The sequence below is a fragment of the Acinetobacter sp. TUM15064 genome, assembly GCF_008980265.1.
In the GTDB taxonomy this organism is placed as follows: domain Bacteria; phylum Pseudomonadota; class Gammaproteobacteria; order Pseudomonadales; family Moraxellaceae; genus Acinetobacter.
Map to the genome: position 1 here is coordinate 1 of NZ_BKFU01000155.1, position 1,104 is coordinate 1,104.

Annotated in this window: 1 protein-coding gene; it reads right to left on the bottom strand. The window is 45.2% G+C overall.

Translation table 11 applies throughout. The features are described 5' to 3' along the window. Positions 1-1,103, bottom strand: a 1,103-nt coding sequence (gene tuf / locus GBI16_RS18155) for an elongation factor Tu (RefSeq protein ID WP_151707613.1), incomplete at its 3' end; no start/stop codon positions are given. Position 1,104 lies beyond the last annotated feature (1 nt).

Genomic DNA, 1,104 nt, shown 5'->3' on the forward strand with positions numbered 1-1,104 from the left:
GGGTGGATTAATTCTACTGACATCTCAACGTTGTCACCAGGCATTACCATTTCTACGCCATCTTGTAGTTTGATCGCGCCAGTTACGTCAGTTGTACGGAAGTAGAACTGTGGACGGTAACCGTTAAGGAATGGAGTGTGACGACCACCTTCTTCTTTAGAAAGTACGTATACTTCTGCATCGAATTTAGTGTGCGGCTTGATTGTACCTGGTTTAGCAAGTACTTGACCACGTTGTACGTCTTCACGCTTAGTACCACGTAGAAGAACACCACAGTTCTCGCCCGCACGGCCTTCGTCTAGAAGTTTACGGAACATTTCTACGCCAGTAACTGTTGTTACTTGTGTATCACGGATACCAACGATTTCAACTGATTCGCCTACTTTCACAATACCAGTTTCTACACGGCCAGTTACTACTGTACCACGACCAGAAATTGAGAATACGTCTTCGATTGGCATTAAGAATGCTTGGTCGATTGCACGTACTGGCTCTGGAATGTAAGTGTCAAGCGCGTCAACAAGTGCAACAACTGCTTCTTCACCATACTGACCAGCGTCACCATTAAGTGCAAGAAGCGCTGAACCACGGATAACTGGAGTGTCATCACCTGGGAAGTCATAAGTAGAAAGAAGTTCACGAACTTCCATTTCTACTAATTCAAGAAGTTCTTCATCATCAACAAGGTCACACTTGTTAAGGAATACAAGAATGTAAGGTACACCAACCTGACGAGAAAGAAGGATGTGTTCACGAGTCTGTGGCATTGGACCATCAGTCGCAGCACATACAAGGATCGCGCCGTCCATCTGAGCAGCACCAGTAATCATGTTTTTAACATAATCGGCGTGGCCCGGGCAGTCTACGTGTGCGTAGTGACGAGTTGGTGAATCGTATTCTACGTGTGAAGTATTAATTGTAATACCACGTGCTTTTTCTTCTGGTGCAGAGTCAATTGCAGCGTAGTCTTTCGCTTCACCACCGAATTTCTTCGCACATACAGTTGCAATTGCAGCTGTTAAAGTTGTTTTACCATGGTCAACGTGACCGATTGTGCCCACGTTAACGTGTGGCTTATTACGTTCAAACTTAGCCTTAGCCATG